The organism is Streptomyces pactum, assembly GCF_016031615.1.
GTDB classification, from domain to species: domain Bacteria; phylum Actinomycetota; class Actinomycetes; order Streptomycetales; family Streptomycetaceae; genus Streptomyces; species Streptomyces pactus.
This window is the reverse complement of the sequence record NZ_JACYXC010000001.1, coordinates 2,021,787-2,038,472: the sequence shown is the minus strand read 5'-3', so window position 1 is coordinate 2,038,472 and position 16,686 is coordinate 2,021,787. Positions and strand designations below refer to the sequence as shown.

The window sequence follows — 16,686 nt, the reverse complement described above, 5'->3', positions numbered from 1 at the left end:
GCGGCAGACGCGCGGCAGATGCGGGAGCCGGGGTCACACCGGGTGAGATACGCGCGGACGTCCGGGGCACCTGACGCGCTCCGGCCCGGCGGGGCGGCGGGAGGGCCCGGGCCACCGGGCGGTGCGACGGGCGAAGGGCCGCACGGCCCGCCCGACAACCGGATACCAGCTGGAGCCGCTCCGGGGGCCACCCTCACCCCGACCGCGGGTCCGGCCGCAAGGGGGCGGCACTCTGTGCGGAGGTGCCGCCCCCTCTCACTCCCCCCACGGGAGCCGTTGCCGCCCGCATCGGCCCGAGCGGCAACAAAGTGCTCAGCGGTCGGTACGCACTCGTCACCCCCCACGGGAACGAGTATCCGAGTCCTGAGCACCGCCTGTTGAATTGCGAACGTACGCCGTTGTCATCGTGGCGTTTACCCGCGCTTTCCTGCTCACAGCATTCCGGTTGTCACACTGATCGCGCGACTCGTTTCAACTGTGGCCAAAAGGGCGTGGTGACTGCCTGTGTTAGTGTGCATACTCGTCCGTGATCGGGGGGTGGCCACGGATGTCACTTTTGTGGGGGTCTGGTGCTACGCGTTCACTTCAGCGGACTCGATCTGGCGCGGTTGCGGATGGCGACCCGCCCGGACGCTCTCTGGGAAACCGTTCTGAGTTTCCACCGGCTCCGCGACAAGCAGGCCGAGTCTGTATACGGCGAATGGCGCGCGGAAACCAGAACCCGATTGAAAGGTGAAACGCGTGTTCTCGCGCCGCTCATTCCGGCGCGCGGCTATTTCCCCGACTTCCTGACACCTGCCGAGGGAATAATCGGCGCGGACGCGGCGATCGAGGCACTGCGTGCCACTCCGGCGGCGCGGCTGCACGCCGAGATCGACCGGCTGACCATCGACCGCCCGCTCCTGCCGAGCTGGGTGCACGACCTCGCGCAGGGCGGCAGCCGGGCCTTCGACCGGCTGATCGGCGCGCTGCGAACCTATCACCGCGCCGCCATCGCCCCGTACTGGCCCCACATCCAGGCCCGGATCGAGGCGGACCGGGCCACCCGGGGCCGCGCCCTGCTGGACGGCGGGGCGGACGGCCTGCTCGCCTCGCTGCCGCCCACCATGCGGTGGCGGGCGCCGGTGCTGGAGGTGGACTATCCGGTGGACCGGGACCTCTACCTCGCCGGCCGGGGGCTGCTGCTGCTCCCGTCGTTCTTCTGCCGCCGGACACCGGTGACCTACTTCAGCCCCGACCTGACCCCGGTGCTGGTCTACCCGGTGGACCACCGGCCGGCCGGCGCCTCGCCCCGCCCGCTGCGGCAGCCGCCGCCGTGCCGGACCAGCTCGCTGAGCAAGCTGGTCGGGCAGACGCGGTCCGCGGTGCTCCAAGGCGTCGAGGGCGGCTGCACCACCAGTGAACTCGCCCGCCGGGTCGGGGTGTCGCTCGCCTCGGCCAGCCAGCACGCCACGGTGCTGCGGGAGGCCGGCCTGCTGCTGACGCTGCGTCAGGGCGGGGCGGTCTTCCACACCCTCACCCCGCTGGGCGCCGCCCTGTTGCGGGGCGGCGCACCGGCGGAGCGCATAAACGAATCTGCACCCGGTTTCGCCAGGTCGGGCTATGAGCGGAAGGGGCCCGTCACCTCGTAGGTGATGCCCCCGGAGGAGCTTCCGGTGGTGCCGCGCTGGCTGGAGAAGTACAGCCGCCTGCCGTCCGGGGAGAACGCCGGGCCGCAGATCTCCGACCCCGACTGCCCGGTGATCCGCAGGAACGGCGCCACCACGTCGCCGGGGGTGATGACGCAGATCTCCATGTTGCCGCCGTCCTCGGCGACGTACAGGTCCCCGGACGAGGAGCCGGTGACGTTGTCCACCCCGGTCAGCGGGGCGGTGCCGGAGACCAGGGAGTCGTCGTAGGCCAGGGCGTAGGTGTTGTTCGCCACGTCCAGCCGCCAGACCCGGTTGTCGCCCTTGGTGGTGAACCACACGGTGTCGTTGGCGTAGTGGCAGCCCTCGCCGCCGTTGAACCGCTTGGCCCCGGAGACCTGGTTGCGGGTCGCGGTCGGGGAGCCGTCCGGGTCGGGCACGTTCGCCCAGGTGAACGAACCGGAGGTGCCGGTACCGGCCTTGAGCACCTGGAGGGTGCCGGTGGACAGGTCACCCCAGGTGGTGGGCACGAACCGGTACAGGCAGCCGTCGCTCTCGTCCTCGGTCAGGTAGACGACCTTGCGCACCGGGTCGGCCGCGGCGGCCTCGTGCTTGAACTTGCCCATCGCGTCCCGCCGGACGGCCGCCTTCGCGCCGTACGGGTCGGTCTCGTACACCGCGCCGAGGCTGACCTCCTCGCAGGACAGCCAGGTGTTCCACGGCGTCCTGCCGCCGGCGCAGTTCTGCCGGGTGTCGGCCAGGATGCGGTAGGCGCCGGTGATGGCTCCGGTGGAGCTGAACTTCACCGCGCTCGCCCCGCCGCCGGGGCTGATCTCCGAGTTGGAGACGTAGATCCACCCCGTCCCGTCGGCGAAACAGGCCCCGCCGTCCGGGGCGTTGTGCCAGACGTAGGAGGTGCTGCCCACCCGCTGGCCGGACCGGGCGATGACCCGGCTGGTGAAGCCGGCCGGCAGCTGGATGCCGTTGGCGTCGGCCGCGCCGAGCGCGCCGTAGGGACTGGGGCCGGGCTGGGCGGGGGCCGCGTAGGCGGCGCCGCGCATCAGGGTGCCGCCGAAGGCGGCGGCCGAGGTGCCGATCACTGCTCCACGCAGGAAGGTGCGACGTTCCACGGTCACTCCATGACGTGAGGGCTGCCCCGCGGCCGGTCGGCGACGGGGTGACACGGGGAGGAACCCTAGAAGCGCAGAGTTGACATGGCATCAACAAGCGGTGTCGCGGAGTGAGCCGGTCCGCAGCGCGGCGGTGGCCCCGCGGTCACCCGCCGGCCACTCCCGGGTCCGCCGGGCCGGACACGGGGGCGGGTGGCGGACCCGGCGGCCGGGTGCGGGGGTCCGGGTGCCCGGCGTCGGGGCCCGCGGGCGGTGGGGCTCGGCCCGGGGCCGGGGCCCGCCGGGGCCGTGGCCCGCCCGGGGTGGGGCTCAGCCGCGGTCGCGGAGGTACGCGTCCAGCTCCGCGGCCCCGGCCAGCAGCGCCCGGCCACGGGCCGACAGCCGGCCGTGCCAGTCGCGCAGCGCGCCCTCCAGCGGCTCCAGACCGCCGGCCGCCCGCACCTGGGTGATCAGCGGGGCGATCTGCTCCAGCAGATGGCCACCGCGCCGGAGCTGGTGGACCAGCCGCGCGTCCCGCACGTCCGCCTCGTCGTAGACGCGGTAGCCGGTCCGCGGGTCCCGGCGCGGACGCACCAGCCCGGCGCGCTCCCAGGTGCGCAGCGTCGCGGGCCGGATGCCGAGCTGCCCGGCCAGCGGGCCGATGAAGGTTCCGCCGGACAGGGGCCCGGCGGCCGGCGGGGCTCCCGGGCCGGGCGGGGCTCCCACGGCTCGGGGCGCTCCCGGGCCGGGCGGCGTCGTCCCGGGCGGGGGCGCGGTGCGGGGTGCCAGGTCGCGCAGGGCGGTCTCCACGGCCGCCAGGGTCCGCCGGTCGTCCAGGAGCTGGGCGTGGCTGCCGTCGATCAGCCGGAACGCCTCGTCGTCCGCGCCCCGGTTCACCGCCCGCATCACCGCCGTCGCCGTCCGGTGGCCGTGGCCCGGCACCAGGGCGAGGTACGCGCGCAGGGCCGCCGCGTGCCGCTCGGTGTACACGCGGTGGCCGTGGGGGGTGCGGTCGGCGGCGGGCAGGATGCCGGCCTCCTCGTAGTTCCGGACCGCCTGCGTGGACAGCCCGTGCCGACGCGCCAGGTCGACCGGCCTCAGCCGCACCCTGCTTTGAAGGTTTTCCGCCACGAGACCGACGATAGCGCGGGTTGATCTGGCCAGGGTTTCAACCGGGGCTTCAACGATAGCGTTGAGGCCATGGCTACCGACATCGAGGACACCGCCCGGCCGGTCACGGCCGCCGCCGTGCTGGGGCTGCTCCCGGCCCGGCCCCGGCTGCTGGCGCTGGGCGAGCCGACACACGGCGAGGGCCCGCTGCTCGACCTGCGCAACGAGCTGTTCCGGCAGCTGGTCGAGGAGGAGGGCTACCGGACGATCGCGATCGAGAGCGACTGCCTGCGCGGCCTGGCCGTGGACGACCACGTGACCTCGGGTGCGGGCACGCTCGACGAGGCCGTGGAGCGCGGGTTCAGCCACGGCTGGGGCGCCTTCCCCGCCAACCGCGAGCTGCTCCGCTGGATGCGCGCCCACAACGCCGCCCGGCCCGCCGCCGAGCGGGTCCGCTTCGCCGGCTTCGACGGCCCGCTGGAGATCACCGGGGCCGCGAGCCCCCGGGAGGCCCTCACCGCACTCCACGGCTACCTCGCCGCCCGGGTGGACCCGGACCTGATGCCCTGCACCGCCGGGACCCTCGACGGGCTGCTCGGCGCCGACGAGGCGTGGACCGAACCCGCCGCGATGACCGACCCGTTCCGGTCGGTGGGGCGGTCCGCCGCGGCCGCCCGGCTGCGGCTGCTCGCCGACGAACTGGTGTCGCTGCTCGACACCCAGACCCCGCACCTGATCGCCACGACCTCGCGGGAGGAGTGGGACCGGGCGCGCCTGTACGGGCGCACCGCGACCGGCCTGCTCCGCTACCACCACGCGATGGCCGGCACCTCGCCGGCCCGGCTGGCCCGGCTGGTGGCCGCACGCGACCGGATGATGGCCGACAACCTGCTCGCCCTCGCCGAGCGGGGACCGGTGTTCGTGCACGCCCACAACAGCCACCTCCAGCGGCAGCGCAGCTCGATGGGGATGGGCGGGGCGCCGGTGGTGTGGTGGAGCGCCGGCGCGCTGGTCAGCGCCCGGCTCGGCGCGGACTACGCCTTCGTGGCCACCGCCCTGGGCACCCTCCGCCACCAGGGGGTGGACGCGCCCCCGCCGGACACCCTGGAAGGACGGCTGTACGCGCTGCCGCGGGACCGCGGCCTGTTCGACGCCCGGCGGCTGGCCGCCGCCCTCGGCGACCCGCCGCCCGCGCCCCGGGAGTCGCCCTGGTTCGGCTACGCCCCGCTGGACCCGGCCGGGGTGGGGAGCACCGACGGCGTGGTGTTCCTCAAGGACGTCCCGGACGCCGCGGACCTCCCGCGGGCCTGAGGGCACCGGCGGCGGGGCCCGGCCGCGGTGCCGGGGTTCCCCCGGCGGCCGGCCGCCCGACGCGCGGGCCGGGCCCGGCGCCGGCGGCCGCCCCGGCCCCGGCCGGCCGCCGGGCCCGCCCGCGTACCGCCGTGCGGCCGTACGCCGGCGGCCGCACCCCCGTTCAGTCGTCGATCCCGGAGCGCTCCACCCCGGCCACGATGTACCGCTGGAGCGCCAGGAAGACCACCAGCAGCGGCAGGATCGACACCGCCGCGGCGACGAACAGCTGCGACAGCCGCACCGTCTGCGCCGTGGTGAACGTGGAGAGCGCCACCTGCACCGTCCACGCGTCCCGGTCCTGCCCGATCACCAGCGGCCACAGGAAGGAGTTCCACGCCCCGATGAAGACGATGGAGCCGACCGCCGCGAACACCGGGCGGGAGTTGGGCACCACCACCCGCCAGTAGGTGCGCCAGTACCCCAGCCCGTCCACCCGCGCCGCGTCCTCCAGCTCCCGGGGGAAGCCCAGGAAGTACTGGCGGAAGACGAACGCCGCGAACGCGCTGAACAGCGTCGGCACGACCAGGCCGCGCAGGGTGGAGATCCAGCCCAGCGAGGAGACCAGCACGAAGCTGGGGACGAAGGTGACCGCGGCCGGCACCATCAGGGTGCCGAGGATCCAGTAGAAGACCGCGTCGGCGTACCGGTAGGGGATGCGCGCCAGCCCGTACCCGGCGAGCGAGGCGAGCAGCAGCGTGCCCACCGTGGTGGCGACCGCGATCAGCGAGGAGTTGAGCAGCGCCCGGGCCATCGGCACGCTCGGGTCCGCGAACAGGTCGCCGATGTTCGACCACCGCACATCGGTGGGGAAGAAGGTCCACTCCGGCGCGGTGATGTCCTCCTCCCGCGCCAGCCCGTTCCGCACCAGCAGGTAGAAGGGGATGAGGAAGAGCAGCGCCAGCACGATCAGCAGCACCAGCCGCAGCGCCCGGCCCACCCGCACCCACGCGTCCCGCACCGCTCACCCCTCCTTCCGGCCCAGGCCGAACCAGCGGGCCTGGACCACCGTGGCCACCGCGATCAGCAGGGCGAGGATGACCGCGCCGGCACTGCCCGCCCCCAGGTTCTGCTCCTCGCCGAGCGCCGTGTAGTAGAGGTGGACCAGCGGCGGCCGGGCGTACGGTGGGTAACCGCGCGCGTCGGAGAGCAGGTTGTAGAACTCGTCGAACGCCTGGAACGCGTTGACCACCAGCAGCAGCACCACCGCCACCGAGGTGGCGCGCAGCTGCGGGAAGGTGATGTACCGGAAGGTCTGCCAGCCCGGCCGGGCGCCGTCCACCGCCGCCGCCTCGTACAGCTGGGGCGGTACGCGCTGCAGCCCGGCGAGGAAGAGCACCATGTAGAAGCCGGCCTGGAGCCACAGCCGCAGGGTCACCAGCACCAGCCAGTACCAGGGCGGGTCGGTGGTGGACAGCCAGGCGACCTGCTCGGCGCCGAACCAGCCCAGCACGGTGTTCGCCAGCCCGAACCGCACCCCGTTGAAGATCGACATCTTCCAGATCAGCGCCGCCACCACATAGCTGCACGCCACCGGCAGGAAGAACACCGACCGGAAGAACGCCTGGGCGAAGCGGAGCCGGTTGACCATCAGGGCGAGCGCCAGCGCCAGCGCGTAGGTGGCCGGCACGATGAAGGCGGTGAACAGCCCGAAGGTGACCAGGCTGTCGGTGAACGCCTCGTCGCGCAGCATCGCGGCGTAGTTGTCCAGTCCGACGAAGTCGGCGGCGGCCGGGGTGACGGTGTTGCGGGCCTCGAAGAAGCTGAGCCACACGCTCCAGCCGAGCGGTACGTAGGTGAAGACGGTCAGCCCGATCACGAACGGGCCGGTGAAGACCCAGAACCACAGGTGGCGCCGCTGCGGACCCAGCAGCCGGCGCGCCCACGGCCGGCCCGGACCGGCGGGCGGCGGCTCCTGGCCGACCGGTCCGCCCCGCCGCGCGGGCCGCTCCCGCACCACCGCGGCCATCAGCGGGCCGCACCGACGCGCCGCAGCTCGGACCGGGTCCGGGCCACCACCGGGCGCAGCTCCCGCTCCGGGTCCGCGCCGTCCTTGACGATGCGGCTGAGCGCGTCCTTGTAGGCCGTCCGGCTCGCGGTGGTCCACAGCAGCGGCTCGGCGTACCCGTGGTCGGTGGTGAACCGCACCACCTCGGCCGCCGCGCCCTTGCGCAGCGCGGCCGCCCGCTTCGCCAGCGAGATCCGGGCGGGGATGTGGAAGCCGTAGGAGAGCGCGAAGTCCTCCTGGTACTCGGTGCCGTCCACCCACAGCCACTTCACGTACGCCTTCGCCGCCGCCCGGTGCGCGCCGCGGGCGCTGACCACCGCGCCGTACGCGCCCACCGGCACCGCCGGCCGGCCGCCGGGGCCGTCCCCGGGGAACGGCAGCACCCCGAAGTCGTCGCCCAGCTTCTCGGCGATCAGCGGCAGCGCCCACAGGCCGGACCACTGCATGGCGGTGAGGCCCTGGAGGAACGCGGAGGGGTCCGACCAGTCCGTCGGGGCGCCCAGCAGCAGCGACCGGTCCCGGTGGAGCCGGTGCAGCTTGCCCAGCGTGCGGGCCGCCGCGGGGTCGTCGAAGCCCACCTCGCCGTCCTCGGTGACCACCGGCAGGCCCGCCGCGTACAGCGGGGTGGCCAGCAGCACCCCCGGGCCGCCGTCGTTGCCCAGGAACAGGCCCTTGACGTCCTTGGTGGTCAGCGCCCGGGCGGCGTCCACCAGCGCGTCCAGGGTCCGCGGCGGCTCGACCCCGGCGCCCGCCAGGAAGCTCTTGCGGTAGTACAGCAGCTGGGTGTCGATCACCTGCGGGACGGCCCAGATCCGGCCCCGGTGGGTCTTGGTCGCCAGCACCTGGGGGTGGAAGTCCTCGCGGACCCCGGCCAGCAGGTCGGTCACGTCCACCACCTGGCCGCCGCGGATCTGGTCCAGGGTCGGCCCGCCCTCGAAGACGTCCGGTCCGGAGTCGGTGAGCAGCGCCGCCGCCGTCTGCTGGTCGTAGTTGCCCGGCCGCCACTGCACCCGTACGTCGGCGCGGGGGTAGGCGCGGGCGTACCGCTCCACCGCCTGCTGGGTGCCGGCCTCCCCGTACTGGTGGTACCAGTGCTCGATCCGCGGGCCCTTGCCGGAACCGCCGTCCTGGCGCCCGGTGTTGGAGCCGCACGCGGCCAGCGCCCCGTACAGCGCCGCCGCGGCGCCGGAACCGAGCAGTCCCCTGCGGCTGATGGACATGGCGGTGCCCCCTCGCTGATCGACCGTCCGCCGTCGTGTCGCACGGCTCAACGACCAACCATGGACGGGGATTACGACGGCGGCGTTGCGACGGCATGTCGTCACCCGGCGACGGACGGCGCACCGGCGGCAGGCGGCCGGTGAGGGAAGTGACCGGTGGGACGTACGGGGCGTACGGGACACCGGACCGGTCCGTTGGTGTCAGTGGAGCGTCAAGTTCGGTCAACGGCAGGTCAGCGACGCGTCAACCCGCCACCGCGCGGGCGGCCGGCCGCCCTAGCGTTCGGGGCATGGGACGCGGAACCGGGACCGGCCGCCGGGTGCTGGCGGCGGACCGGCACTGGGCGGGCGAGGCGCGGACCGCGGCCGGCTCCGCGGTACTGGTCCTCGGCGCCCTGCTGGGCCTGGACCGGCTGTGCGGCACGCTCAGCCCGGTCCGCGCCGCCTGCTGGGCGGCCGTCGCCGCCACCCAGCTGTCGGTGCTGCACCCGCCGCTGGTCACCGCGGGGGAGGGGTGGCTGGCCAGCCGGGGCCTGTTCCGGGAGCGGCTGGTCCGCACCGACCTGCTCGCCTCGGTCAGCCGGCCGGGCGGCGTGGCGCCCCGGCTGGTGCTGCGCGACGTCCTCGGCCACCGGGTGGAGATCGACCCCCGGGTGCTGACCGCCAACCCGCTGCTGTGGCACCAGCTCGACCGGGGGGTCCGGCTGTCCCGCCGGCGCGGCCTGCTGCACGGCGGCACGGCCGCCCTCGCCGCGCTCGGCGACCGGATCGACGGCGACGGGGCGCGCGCCCTGCTCGGGGCGGCCGGCCTGAGCCCCGGCGGCGCGGAGCGCGGCACGGGCCCGGAGCCGGACCGGCCGGTGCCGGAGTGACCGCCGGGCCCGTGCCGCACAGGGACGGGCGGGCGTCAGGCGGTACGGACCCGGTAGGCCCGCACCGCCACCGCCGGGTCGTCCAGGCACCGGCCGGTGGCCAGCTCGAACCGCTGCTTCAGCAGCGGCGAGGCGACGAACGCCCGGCCGCCCGCGGAGCCCAGCAGGCCGCGCGCCAGGACGTACGCGCCGGTGAACGGGTCCCGGTGGTCGATCGCGTAGAGCCGCCCGGCGCGGTCCGCGAAGAGCGCCACCTGGGTGCCGTCCGGGAGCAGCGCGGCCACCCCGCGTCCGGGGGTGAGGTCGGCCGTCCCGCAGACCGGCAACCACCGGCGGCCGGCGAGGAGTTCGACGCGGACCGCGGTCCGCGCGTGGGCGGGGGTCATCGCGGGGTGCTCCCTTCCAGGGTGCGCCCGGTACGGGCCGGGACGCCGGGGACGGACAGCGGTGTCAGGTCGGGCCGGAGCTGGTCGCGCTCGGGCACGAACCGGACGGTGGGGTCGGGGGTGCCGGGCGCGTTGACGAAGGAGACGAACCGGCGCAGCCGCTCCGGGTCCTCCAGGGTGGCCGCCCACTCGTCGCGGTAGTGCGCCACGTGGTCGGCCATCAGCGCCTCCAGCTCCGCGCAGATCCCCAGCGAGTCGTGCACCACCACGTCCCGTACGTGCGCCAGACCGCCCTCGACGCGCTCCAGCCACGCCGAGGTGCGCTCCAGCCGGTCCGCGGTGCGGATGTAGAACATCAGGAACCGGTCGACGAGCCGGACCAGCCCCTCGTCGTCGAGGTCCTGGGCGAGCAGGTCGGCGTGGCGCGGATCGGCGCCGCCGTTCCCGCCCACGTACAGGTTCCACCCCTGGGCGGTGGCGATCACCCCGAAGTCCTTGCCGCGCGCCTCGGCGCACTCCCGCGCGCACCCGGAGACCGCCGCCTTCAGCTTGTGCGGCGCCCGCAGCCCCCGGTAGCGCAGCTCCAGCGCGATGGCCATCCGCACCGAGTCCTGGACGCCGTACCGGCACCAGGTGTCCCCCACGCAGGACTTCACGGTGCGCAGCGCCTTGCCGTACGCGTGCCCGGACTCGAACCCGGCGTCCACCAGGCGGGCCCAGATCGCCGGCAGCTGCTCCACCCGGGCCCCGAACAGATCGATCCGCTGCCCGCCGGTGATCTTGGTGTAGAGCCCGAAGTCGCGGGCCACCTCGCCGATCACGATGAGCTTCTCCGGGGTGATCTCGCCCCCCGGGACCCGGGGCACCACCGAGTACGAGCCGTTGCGCTGGAGGTTGGCGAGGAAGTGGTCGTTGGTGTCCTGGAGCGCCGCCTGCTCCCCGTCCAGGACGTAGCCGCCGGCGCCGACGGTGGGCGCCAGCGAGGCGAGGATCGAGGCCACCGCCGGTTTGCACACCTCGCAGCCGTCACCGCCCCGCGCCTCCGGGCGGCCGTGGCCGTCCAGCAGCGCGGCGAAGCCGGTCAGCCGCCGGGTGCGGACGATCTCGTACAGCTCGGCGCGGGTGTGCGCGAAGCAGCCGCACAGGCCCCGGTCCACGGTGACGCCACCGGCCGCCAACTCCTCGTCGACGAGCGCGGTGAGCACCTTCACGCAGCTGCCGCAGCCGGTACCGGCCCGGGTCCGCGCCTTCACCTCGGCGACGGTGGCGCACCCGTGCCCGGTGACGGCGGCGCGGACGGTGCCCTTGGTGACGTTGTGGCAGTTGCAGACCACCGCGTCGTCCGGCAGCGCCGCCGGGCCCGGGGCGGCGGGCGCGCCGGCCCCGGCGGGCAGCATCAGCCGCTCCGGGGCGGCCGGCGGCACGGTGCCGGTGAGCGGGCGCAGCATGCCGTACGCCTCGGCGTCCCCCACCAGCACCCCGCCCAGCAGCTCCCCGCCGGGCCCGATCACCAGCTTCTTGTACACGCCGGCGCGGGAGTCGGCGTAGACCACGTCGAGCGCGCCGGGCGTGCTGCCGTGCGCGTCCCCGAAGGACGCCACGTCCACCCCGAGCAGCTTGAGCTTGGTGGAGGTGTCCGCGCCGGTGAACCTGGGGCCCGCCCCGCCGGGGGGAGGGGGCGTCCGGGGCGGCGGGGTGGGCCCCGGACGTGGGGCGGGTCGCGGTGGGAGGGCCGTCCTGGGGTGCGGGGCGGTCGCCGGCCGGGCGGTGGGCGCCGGCCGCCGGGTCCCCGGCGTGCCGAACGGCGGCGGGCATCAGCTCGCGGGCGAGGGTGCCGGCCGCCACCCGGGCCATCTCGTAGCCGGGCGCCACCAGTCCGTAGACCCGGCCGTCGGCGGCGAGCGCGCACTCGCCGATGGCGAAGACCGCCGGGTCGTCGGTGCGGCACCAGGGGTCCACCGCGATCCCGCCGCGCTCCCCGACGGCCAGCCCGCACTCCCGCGCCAGCTGGTCGCGGGGGCGGACGCCGGCCGAGAAGACCACCAGGTCGGTGTCGATGACGGAACCGTCGGACAGCTCCATGGCGCGCACCGCGCCGGCGGCGTCCGTGACGATCTCCTTGCCGCCGACGCCGGTGTGCACCACCAGGCCCATCCGCTCGACGGTGCGCCGCAGCGCCGCGCCGCCGCCCTCGTCCACCTGGAGCGCCATCAGCCGGGGCTGGAACTCCACGATGTGCGTGGTGAGTCCGAGTCCGTTCAGCGCGCCGGCCGCCTCCAGGCCGAGCAGCCCGCCGCCCACCACCACGCCGGAGCGGCGCCCGGCGGCGTACTCCTCGATGGCCAGCAGGTCCTCCACGGTGCGGTACATGAAGCAGCCGGCGGCGTCCTTCCCGGGCACCGGCGGCACGAACGGGTAGGAGCCGGTGGCCAGGACCAACCGGTCGTACCCGACGGTGACCCCGGCGCGCGAGGTGACGGTGCGCGCCGCGCGGTCCACCGCCACCACCGGGTCGGCCAGGTGGAGTTCGATGCCGTGCCGGGCCATGAACCCGTCCGCCACCAGGGACAGCTCCTCGGCCGGCCGGCCGGAGAAGTACGAGGTGAGCTGTACCCGGTCGTACGCCGGGCGGGGCTCCTCACCGAACACCACCAGCCGCGCGGAGCCGGTCACCCCCTGCTCCGCGAGCGTCTCCAGCAGGCGGTGGCCGACCATCCCGTGGCCGATCACCACGATCGTGGGGGGCGGTCGGGCCGCGGGCCGCCGGCGGGGGTGGTCCCGGGGCGTGCCTCGGGGGTGCCGGCGGGGGCGCCGGTTTCGTCCGCGTCGTCATCGGGGCCTCCATCGGTCGTCAGCAGGTGGAGCAGCGGGGCGGCGGGCAGCGGCTCGTCGCCCTCCCAGGCACGGGGCGAGCGCGCCGACCGCGCCGAGGTCGCCCAGCAGGACGCCGCCGACCAGCCGGTCACCGCGGACCACGACCTTGCGGTACGCGGCGCGGGTGGCGTCGGAGAGCTGGACGACGTCGTCCCCGGGCGCGGGCGTCGGCTCGCCGAAGGCCGCCAGGTCGAGCGGGGCCACCGGGGCGGCCGGGGCGCTCGGGGCGCCTGGGGGCTCGGGGCGGCGGCCGCCGTGGCAGCCGTGGGATCGGGGCGATCGGTCGCCCCGGTGCGTGCGGGGAGCGGGGCACGGTCCGCGGGCGGTGCAGGGGGCGGCGGTGTCGCCGGGCCCACCGGGTGGTGCGGGGGGCGGCGGTGTCGCCGGGCCCACCGGGTGGTGCGGGGGTGGCGGTGCGGCCGGGGCCCACCGGGCGGCGCGGGTGTGGCGGTGCGGCCGGGCCCGGTGGTCGCCGCGGGTGTGGCGGGGGGTGCGGGGGCCGCCGGGAGGGTGAGCCGGACGAGGGGCGGCTGCCGGTGTAGCGCGGCGGCCGGCGGTCACCGGCCGGGGCGGCACCGGACGAGCCCGGCCGGGCCGCGGCCCGGGCACCGATCACCAGGGCCAGCAGATCGGCCTGGTCCTGCGCGGGGCCGGCGAACCCGTGGACCACCCCGGCGTGTTCGGCACAGTCCCCGACCGCGAACACGTCCGGGTCGCTGGTCCGCAGCTCGTCGTCGACGACGACACCGCGCGCGGTGACGATCCCGGCGTCCGCGGCCAGCTCCACCCGGGGCCGGACGCCGCAGGCCAGCACGGTGAGACGGGCGTCGAGGACGGTGCCGTCGGCCAGCTCCACCGCCCGCACGGCGACCGGTCCGGGGCCGGGCGCGGGGCCTGGTCCGGGCTCGGGGTCGGGCCCTGCTCCGGTGGCGGGCGGGGGGGCGTGCCGGGCGCGGGGTGCCGGCCGGATGTCCGGCCCGGGTGCGGCCGGGCTGGGCCGGACGGGGCCGGGGTCGGCTCCGAGGCCGGGTGCGGGCCCCGGCGCGGTGGCGGGTCCGGGGCGGTGGCGAGACCCGGGGTGACAGGGCCCGGGGTGACGGGGGGCCGGGGCGGTGGCGGGTCCGGGGGTGACGGGGCCCGGGGCGGTGCCGGGGCCCTCCCGGTACCGGGCACCGGCCGGGTCCGCAGCCCGTGCGCCCGGCACCCGGTCCGTACCCGCACACCGAGCGCCGTCAGGTGGTCGCGCACCAGCCGCGCCGCTTCGGCGTCGAGCTGTTGTTCCATCAGGTACGGGCCCGGGTGGACCAGGACCACCCGGGCGCCCCGCCGGGCCAGGGCCCGGGCGGCGGACACCCCCAGCAGCCCGCCGCCGATCACCACCGCCGGCAACCCGGGCCGTACCGCCGCGTCCAGGGCCAGACAGTCGTCCAGCGTGCGGAGGGGACGCACCCCGGCGGGCAGCCGGGGGGAGGGCCCCGGGTGCGGCCGGGCCGGGCCGGCGGACGGGAACAGCCCGCGCAGCGGCGGCAGCACCGGGCCGGCGCCGGTGGCGAGCACCAGCGTGTCGTACGGCACCCGGCGGCCGTCGTCGGTGTGCACGGCGCGGGCGGCCCGGTCGATCCGTACCGCCCGCACCCCGCTCAGCCGACGCGCCCCGGAGCCGGGCAGGGTGATGACGTCCGGCGGGTACCGTCCGGCCAGCACCTCGGCGAGCAGCACCCGGTTGTACGGCGCGTGCCGCTCCTCGCCCACGAGGGTCAGCGCCACCTCCGGGGTGCCGGCCAGCTGCTGCGCGAGCCGTGCCCCGGCCATGCCGCCGCCGATCACCACCACCCGGTGACGGTCGTTCCGCTCTCCCGTCGTCGTCATGGCAGGCAGCCTCGCCCCCGCCTGTTTCCCGGCGGCATCGCCTCCGTTTCCGCCGGGAAACGCTCCCCTCAGCGCCCCGCGCGCCCCGCTGTGAGCACCGGACCCCGCCGCGCGCCGCCGTGAGCCCCGGGCCCCGCCGTGCGCGGTCACGAACCGCGGGACAGCGGCCGGTGGACGCGGAGAACGGCCCGGCAGGGGCCGGGCCGGGCGGCCGGGCGGGGCCCGGAGTGTTGGTCGGCGGCGGGCGGCGGCGCGGGTGGCATCCTCCGGCATGTGACCCCACCCACGCACGACGAGTCCTCCGGCAACGCGCTCGGCGCCCGGCTCAACTGGCTCCGGGCGGCGGTCCTGGGCGCCAACGACGGCATCGTGTCCACCGCCGGGCTGGTCGTCGGGGTGGCCGGGGCGACCGAGGACCGCTCCGCCCTGCTGACCGCCGGGCTGGCCGGACTGCTCGCCGGCTCCCTGTCGATGGCAGCGGGGGAGTACGTGTCCGTCTCCACCCAGCGGGACTCCGAGCGCGCCGCGCTGTCCGAGGAGAAGCGGCAGCTGCGCGAGGAGCCGGAGGCGGAGCTGGAGGAACTCGTCGGCATGCTGACGGAGCGGGGGCTGAGCCGGGCGGTCGCCCGGGAGGCGGCCGAGCAGCTGACCCGGCGGGACGCGCTGCGGGCGCACGCGAGCGTGGAGCTGGGCATCGACCCCGACGAGCTCACCAACCCCTGGCACGCCGCCTGGGCGAGCTTCCTGGCGTTCACGGCCGGCGCGTTGCTGCCGCTGCTGGCGATGGTGCTGCCGCCCGAGGGGTGGCGGCTGGCGGTCACCGTCGGCTGTGTCCTGGCGGCCATGGTCATGACGGGGTGGAGCAGTGCCCGGCTGGGTGCGGCGCCGCCCGGTCCCGCGGTGCTGCGCAACGTCACCGGCGGGGCGCTGGCCATGGCGGTCACCTACGCGACCGGGACGCTCCTGGACGCGGCGGGGGCGTGACGCCCCGCCGGAACCGCCCCGGCCCGCCCGGCGACCCGGGCCACCCTGACCCCCTCCGCCGTCGGCCGCCCCCGGCCGCCCCGGGGGCGTCGCGCCGGCCGTTCCCCACTGCCCCCGCCTGCCCCCCGCCGCCCCGGCGCACGGCCCGCCCGGTCCGCCCAGCGCGCCCCCGGGCCGCGGGGCGCACCCCCGGGTGTGCCGTCCCGGGGCGTCGGTGATCCGCGAGCCGGGTGTCCGAACGGTCAGGCGCCGGTGGTGGCGGCGACGGGGTCCGGGCCGGGCCCGGACTCGATGATCCGCACGAGCAGGTCGAGGCCGGCACGGTCCACCGGCCGGGTACTGGCGTTGAGAACGACGACCGCGGCCCGGTGTTCGGGGGCTGTGGCCAGCAGGCTGCGGTAGCCGCCGGTCCCGCCGGTGTGGAAGAGGATCCGGTGCCGGCCGCGGGACAGGGTGGCGGAGATCCAGCCGGGATGGACGGCGGTTCCGGCGTTGACGCGATGGGCGGTGGTGTGGGTGAGAGCGATGGCGTCGGCGAGTCCTCCGGGCGCGGGGCCGAACTGGGCCCGGGCCAGGGTGAGCAGGTCGGGCACCGTGGAGTGCAGGCCGCCGGCGCCGGCCAGGGCGGCCAGGTGCCAGGGCGGGCGGGGGCGGCCGGTGCGGGAGTGGCCCCCGGCCAGCCGTGCGGCGCGTCCGGGGTCGAGCACCACCCTGGTGTCGGCCAGGCCGAGGGGCTCGCAGATCTCGGACCGCACCAGCGTGTCGTAGTCGGTGCCGGCGTGGCGTGCCAGGACGAGTCCGAGCAGGCCGGCGCCGAGGTTGGAGTAGTGGAAGCGGGTGCCGGGCACCGACCGCAGGCGGGTCCGCCGCAGTCCGTCCAGCAGGAACTCGCCCGTGCAGCCGGCGTAGGGGTCGGACCGGAACAGGCCCCGCGGCAGGAGGCCCTTGGGCAACCGGGGCAGGCCGGAGGTGTGGCAGGCCAGGTGGCCCAGCGTGATGACCTCACCGCCGCGCTCCGGAGCCGTGATGTCGCGGGGCAGCAGGTCGCGGAGCGGTTGGTCCAGCCGCACGGCGCCGCGCACGGTGAACCGCGCCAGGAGCAGCGCGGTGAACGTCTTGGTGACGGAACCTATTTCGAACAGCGTGCCGGGGTCCGCGCCGTGCAGAGCGGACCGCCCGCCCCGGACGGCTCCCACCACGACGGAGCCCCGCTGCCGGGCGCCCAGCCGCTCCGCCGTCAGCCGTACCAGTTCATCGAGGCGTGAGGTCATGACCC

At 76.2% G+C, this 16,686-nt stretch carries 11 protein-coding genes and 3 pseudogenes; 4 read left to right on the top strand and 10 right to left on the bottom strand.

All coding sequences use genetic code 11. The features are described from left to right. Window positions 1-569 precede the first annotated feature (569 nt). On the top strand, window positions 570-1,631 hold the full coding sequence (locus IHE55_RS08005) for an ArsR/SmtB family transcription factor (RefSeq protein ID WP_197988381.1): 1,062 nt from the start codon (window positions 570-572) through the stop codon (window positions 1,629-1,631). Here IHE55_RS08005 and IHE55_RS08000 read toward each other — a convergent pair. Both IHE55_RS08000 and IHE55_RS07995 read right to left on the bottom strand, forming a co-directional pair. Beyond that, window positions 1,601-2,758: a PhoX family protein gene (locus IHE55_RS08000; RefSeq protein ID WP_197988380.1), complete on the bottom strand. Its 1,158-nt coding sequence runs from the start codon at window positions 2,756-2,758 to the stop codon at window positions 1,601-1,603. The two genes, IHE55_RS08005 and IHE55_RS08000, sit on opposite strands and share 31 nt — an antisense overlap. 309 nt (window positions 2,759-3,067) lie before the next feature. Beyond that, window positions 3,068-3,868: a TioE family transcriptional regulator gene (locus IHE55_RS07995; protein WP_197988379.1), complete on the bottom strand. Its 801-nt coding sequence runs from the start codon at window positions 3,866-3,868 to the stop codon at window positions 3,068-3,070. 69 nt (window positions 3,869-3,937) lie between these two features. On the opposite strand from IHE55_RS07995, the gene IHE55_RS07990 reads away from it, so the two are divergent. Then, window positions 3,938-5,158, top strand: a complete 1,221-nt coding sequence (locus tag IHE55_RS07990) for an erythromycin esterase family protein (protein ID WP_197988378.1) — start codon at window positions 3,938-3,940, stop codon at window positions 5,156-5,158. 163 nt (window positions 5,159-5,321) lie between these two features. Here IHE55_RS07990 and IHE55_RS07985 read toward each other — a convergent pair whose 3' ends face one another. The 3 genes from IHE55_RS07985 to IHE55_RS07975 are packed head-to-tail and all read right to left on the bottom strand — an operon-like array spanning window position 5,322 to window position 8,425. Next, entirely contained in the window at window positions 5,322-6,158 is an 837-nt protein-coding gene (locus tag IHE55_RS07985) for a carbohydrate ABC transporter permease (protein WP_197988377.1), read from the bottom strand. A 3-nt stretch (window positions 6,159-6,161) separates the two neighbouring features. Further along, entirely contained in the window at window positions 6,162-7,166 is a 1,005-nt protein-coding gene (locus IHE55_RS07980) for a carbohydrate ABC transporter permease (protein WP_197988376.1), read from the bottom strand. Next, window positions 7,166-8,425, bottom strand: coding sequence for an ABC transporter substrate-binding protein (locus tag IHE55_RS07975; RefSeq protein ID WP_197988375.1), 1,260 nt, complete (start codon window positions 8,423-8,425; stop codon window positions 7,166-7,168). Before IHE55_RS07975 ends, IHE55_RS07980 begins: the two co-directional genes overlap by 1 nt. Before the next feature lie 290 nt (window positions 8,426-8,715). Between IHE55_RS07975 and IHE55_RS07970 the strand changes: the two genes are divergently transcribed. Next, a complete protein-coding gene (locus IHE55_RS07970; protein ID WP_197988374.1) occupies window positions 8,716-9,297 on the top strand; it encodes a hypothetical protein in 582 nt (193 codons plus the stop codon). 35 nt (window positions 9,298-9,332) lie between these two features. Here IHE55_RS07970 and nirD read toward each other — a convergent pair whose 3' ends face one another. From nirD to IHE55_RS33025, 4 genes and pseudogenes are all read right to left on the bottom strand, one after another. Beyond that, window positions 9,333-9,683, bottom strand: coding sequence for a nitrite reductase small subunit NirD (nirD, locus tag IHE55_RS07965; RefSeq protein WP_197988373.1), 351 nt, complete (start codon window positions 9,681-9,683; stop codon window positions 9,333-9,335). After that, a pseudogene (gene nirB / locus IHE55_RS33030) lies at window positions 9,680-12,398 on the bottom strand (nitrite reductase large subunit NirB). The gene nirD and the pseudogene nirB overlap by 4 nt, the downstream one beginning before the upstream one ends. Before the next feature lie 122 nt (window positions 12,399-12,520). After that, window positions 12,521-12,755, bottom strand: a pseudogene (locus IHE55_RS07950) (NAD(P)/FAD-dependent oxidoreductase); the annotation flags it as partial. A 417-nt stretch (window positions 12,756-13,172) separates the two neighbouring features. Next, window positions 13,173-14,426: pseudogene (locus IHE55_RS33025) on the bottom strand (NAD(P)/FAD-dependent oxidoreductase); the annotation flags it as partial. Window positions 14,427-14,699: 273 nt separating this feature from the next. Here IHE55_RS33025 and IHE55_RS07940 point away from each other — a divergent pair. After that, a complete protein-coding gene (locus IHE55_RS07940; RefSeq protein ID WP_197988372.1) occupies window positions 14,700-15,410 on the top strand; it encodes a VIT1/CCC1 transporter family protein in 711 nt (236 codons plus the stop codon). 242 nt (window positions 15,411-15,652) lie between these two features. On the opposite strand, the gene IHE55_RS07935 is transcribed toward IHE55_RS07940, so the two are convergent. Beyond that, complete coding sequence (locus tag IHE55_RS07935; RefSeq protein WP_197988371.1) at window positions 15,653-16,681, bottom strand: serine hydrolase domain-containing protein; 1,029 nt, start codon at window positions 16,679-16,681, stop codon at window positions 15,653-15,655. Between the last annotated feature and the right edge of the window lie 5 nt (window positions 16,682-16,686).

Bases quoted from the DNA above. Each gene is read 5' to 3' on its own strand.
- IHE55_RS07975 (WP_197988375.1), bottom strand. From the start codon at position 8,425: ATGTCCATCAGCCGCAGGGGACTGCTCGGTTCCGGCGCCGCGGCGGCG.
- nirD (WP_197988373.1), bottom strand. From the start codon at position 9,683: ATGACCCCCGCCCACGCGCGGACCGCGGTCCGCGTCGAACTCCTCGCC.
- IHE55_RS07980 (WP_197988376.1), bottom strand. From the start codon at position 7,166: ATGGCCGCGGTGGTGCGGGAGCGGCCCGCGCGGCGGGGCGGACCGGTC.
- IHE55_RS07970 (WP_197988374.1), top strand. From the start codon at position 8,716: ATGGGACGCGGAACCGGGACCGGCCGCCGGGTGCTGGCGGCGGACCGG.
- IHE55_RS07990 (WP_197988378.1), top strand. From the start codon at position 3,938: ATGGCTACCGACATCGAGGACACCGCCCGGCCGGTCACGGCCGCCGCC.
- IHE55_RS07935 (WP_197988371.1), bottom strand. From the start codon at position 16,681: ATGACCTCACGCCTCGATGAACTGGTACGGCTGACGGCGGAGCGGCTG.